5 protein-coding genes are annotated in these 3,885 nt (G+C 25.3%); all 5 read right to left on the reverse strand.

The window, feature by feature from the left end:
- Positions 1-897 (reverse strand): MATE family efflux transporter (locus ACWYO2_RS05195; protein ID WP_455515423.1); only part of this gene is annotated, 897 nt, incomplete at its 3' end.
- Positions 884-1,717 (reverse strand): endonuclease/exonuclease/phosphatase family protein, encoded by an 834-nt coding sequence (locus tag ACWYO2_RS05200; RefSeq protein ID WP_455515424.1) that lies wholly within the window; start codon positions 1,715-1,717, stop codon positions 884-886. The genes ACWYO2_RS05200 and ACWYO2_RS05195, both read right to left, overlap by 14 nt.
- A 25-nt stretch (positions 1,718-1,742) precedes the next feature.
- Positions 1,743-2,315, reverse strand: a complete 573-nt coding sequence (gene efp, locus ACWYO2_RS05205) for an elongation factor P (RefSeq protein WP_455515425.1) — start codon at positions 2,313-2,315, stop codon at positions 1,743-1,745.
- Positions 2,316-2,413: 98 nt separating this feature from the next.
- Positions 2,414-3,277, reverse strand: a complete 864-nt coding sequence (locus ACWYO2_RS05210) for a YitT family protein (protein WP_455515426.1) — start codon at positions 3,275-3,277, stop codon at positions 2,414-2,416.
- Between the two features lie 24 nt (positions 3,278-3,301).
- On the reverse strand, positions 3,302-3,885 hold a 584-nt coding region (locus tag ACWYO2_RS05215; protein ID WP_455515427.1), incomplete at its 5' end, for a L,D-transpeptidase family protein.

Below are 3,885 nucleotides of genomic sequence, written 5' to 3' on the forward strand. Positions count from 1 at the left end.
AATAACTGCTGAGGCATTTGAAATACCAGAAAAAACACTAAATACAATAGAGCTAATAGTTGTAGTTGTAACAATAGCTGCAAATTCTACTACACCAATTTTAGAATAAAATCTAGTTTTAAAATTGGTTCCTACAACCCAAAATATTTCATGTAAAAATGTAGGAAGTGATATCCATAATATACTTTTTACTAAACTTGTTTCTATATTTATCATATTTTTTAATTTATCAATTATTGGTAATTTTAAACTATATACTATATATACCATATATATTAAAGCTAACAATCTTGCAACAACAGTTGCAAAAGCTGCTCCACTTATTCCAAAAATTGGAATTAAAAGTATATTTCCAACAGCATTTACCAACAGTCCAATTAAACTTGAATAAAACGCATATTTTGCCTTATTTATAACCCTAAGTTGCATAGAAAATGCAAAAGATAATCCTGAAAGTGGAAAAGTCAAAACTGCAATTCTAAAATATTCCACTGCAAGTTTTATAACTAAAACATCATTTGTATAAAAAGATACTAATTTTTCAGGGATAAACAACGCAATTAATAAAAATGGAAACGAGATTAATAAACTTGCTATTATTAAAAAAGATAATATATTAGACAAATGTTTGTAATCTTTCTTACCATAATATTGAGAAGAAAGTACACTTGCTCCACTATATAACCCAAATGAAGCTACTATAAATACAAAATATATTTGATTTATTATACCTAACCCAGAAACTGCATTAACTCCTAATCCTAATGCTGGATTTTCTCTTCCAACCATAAAATTATCTAAAAAATTAATTAAATTGTACACTAAATTTTCAAGTAAAACTGGTATTCCTATAGAAAATATAGATTTATAAATTAAAATATTCTTATTTTTTATCATCTAAATCCCCTTTATTTTCAAATTCGGAAAATATCAACAAATGATCTGAAACATATTTTCTAATTTCTTTATAATTATTTTTAGTATAATCATATACACCATATCTACCTGTATATTCTTTTAAATATTTTCTATTAAAAAACATATTATCATAACTATTTGCAAGCCCATTACTTCCAATTGTAGTTTTAAATTTATTAGGATTTATAACTTCCTGAACATTATATTCATTTTTAAAATATTTAAATGAATTATTTGTACTTGGAATATTAAAATCTCCTAAAAGAATAACATCTTCTTCTTTGCTCTTATCTAAAAAATATTTATATACTTTATGATAACGACTAGCCTCTTCTTCTCTATACGACTTATTATCACCAAATATTGAATGTGCAGTAATTAATACAAAATCAAATTTATTTGATTTAACATAAACTGCAAAAGGTGGTCTTATAAATTCTTTAGACTTTCCATCTTTATATATTCCTAAAGATTCTATTTTATCTATTTTATCTTTTTTATATATAAATGCATAATATTCTTTATATTCTTTTGTTCCAAGTGGTCTAGAAGATATAACATATCCCCATTTCTTATTAGTTATTTTTTCTATTTCATTTTTTAATCTATTCAACCCATCATGATTCATAACCTCTTGTAATGCTACTATATCAAATTTTGATATAATTTTAGCTTGTGAAGTATAATCTTTTTCAACTGTACCTAAACGCAAGGTATTATAACTTGCAATAGTTATAGGTTCAGATAATAATATTGATGAATAAATTAAAAAAAGAAAAGAGATTAATATTTTTTTCAAACTAACCCCCTCCTTTATTATTTAATTAATTTGCTCTTTCCATGTATTCACCAGTTCTAGTATCTATTCTTATTTTATCTCCTATATTACAAAATAAAGGAACTTGTAATTGATAACCAGTTTCTATAGTTGCAGGCTTTGTAGCACGTCCTATAGTATCTCCTTTTAATCCTGGTTCTGTATATGTTATTTCACGAACAACAGTATTTGGTAATTCTACACCAACTGGACGTTCTTCATAAAGTAATACTTGTATAACCATTTCTTCAACTAAGAAATCTACTGCATCTCCTAAATCTTCTTCTGTCAAAGTCATTTGATCGAATGTTTCTTGGTTCATGAAATAGTAATCTCCATCCATTTGATATAAAAATTGCATTTGAGATCTATCAAGTATAATATCATTCATCATTTCAGTTGATAAAACAGTTATTTCTTGAACTTTTCCACTTATTAAATCTTTTATTTTAAACTTCATTTCTGCTGCACGCGCTTTTTTACCTGAAGTTGATTGATGTCTATCTGCTTTTAAAATTAAATAAGGTACATTATCTTGTACATAAGTATTACCTTGTCTTAATTCCATTGCTGCTTTCATTTATTTCCTCCTAAATTTATGTGTTTTTACTGATTAATTATACTATATTTAAATACTAAAATCAAGATAACAAAAAAAAGGGCATAAACCCTTTTTGATCAAATTGGTGGAATATAGAATTTTCCATAAAAATGTTCTGTTTTATATGTATTTATTATAGCAGAAGGATCAGCTTTTAGTATAGTTTCCACTACATCGTTAACCTCATAAACAGATACAACAGTATAACAAAATGAAACTTCTTCATTAGAATATGCACCATTTGCCCTAAATTTAGTCATACCATGTCTATAATTTTCAATATAAGCCTTTATAACTTCTTTTTCTTTTTTAGTTACTATATTTAATGTTATCCTATGATACCTATTATAGAAAGTATCTATAACCTTAGTTGTTACAAATTGAAAAACTAAAGTATATCCAGCATTATCCCATCCAAACATATAGCCAAATATAAAAATTATAAGCATATTCAATACAAATACATAAAGCCATATAGATTTATTTATTCTATTTGAAATATATAAAGCTATAAAATCAGTACCTCCTGATGAACCACCAGCTTTAAGTGCAAGAACAAGCTCAAGTCCATAAACAACTGCACCTATAGTAATATTTAAAACTATACTATTAAATAGTGGTTCAAAATGTAATCTTTCTAAAAAGAATGAACATGCAAAAATTTGAACTAATGAGTAAAAAACAAATTTTTTACTAATTTCTTTAGCACACATTAATGCTACTGGAAAATTAAGTATTATTAATAATATTGCTAAAGGTATTTGAAAACTAGTAGTTTCTAATATTTTATTAAATAATAATGCAATTCCTGTGAAACCTCCTGTTATCAAATTAGAAGGTCTAATAAAAACTTCAATGGAATAAGCTTGTATAAATCCAGAAATTATCATTAAAATAGTTGTAATTATATATGCCGAATATTTTTTATATACATCTCTCATTACTTATCTATCTCCTAAAAATAATTAATCAACTATTACTATAACATTTTCTTCAGGATATGTAAATCCTGATTTTTGTATTTTATTATTACCATTTACCCATTTATACAAATAATATATTGAATCATCTTCATTTCTAACACATTTATGTGATAATGGGATAGTTCCTAAATGAGAGGCTGTAACTTTTTTTCTTACTTCTCTTGATTCTTTAGGATCATAAGTTGACGGTATACCATGAAGATATGCTCCTCCATTAAATCTTATAGCATATTTAGCATCACCTATTATTTTTTTTTCATCCGTATCTGAAGTATAAGGCATTATAGGTTTAGTATATGCAACACTAAATATTCCTCTTGGTGTTACAAAACCAGCACCACTAGATATACCAGTCGTTACATATCCTACACTGTTAACATTAAATATTCCTGTTTCTTTATTTCTTTCTATACTAACTTGCGTTTGGCTATGTCTATCTATATAAATAAACTTATTAACATCATCTTTTACATCTAATTTTTTTATATATCTCTTATTTTTCTTAGGTATTTTATATAATTTATCTCCATAGGACATAGTTTTAATATATATATATTTACTATCTT

It is taken from the genome of Pseudostreptobacillus sp. (genome assembly GCF_977040545.1).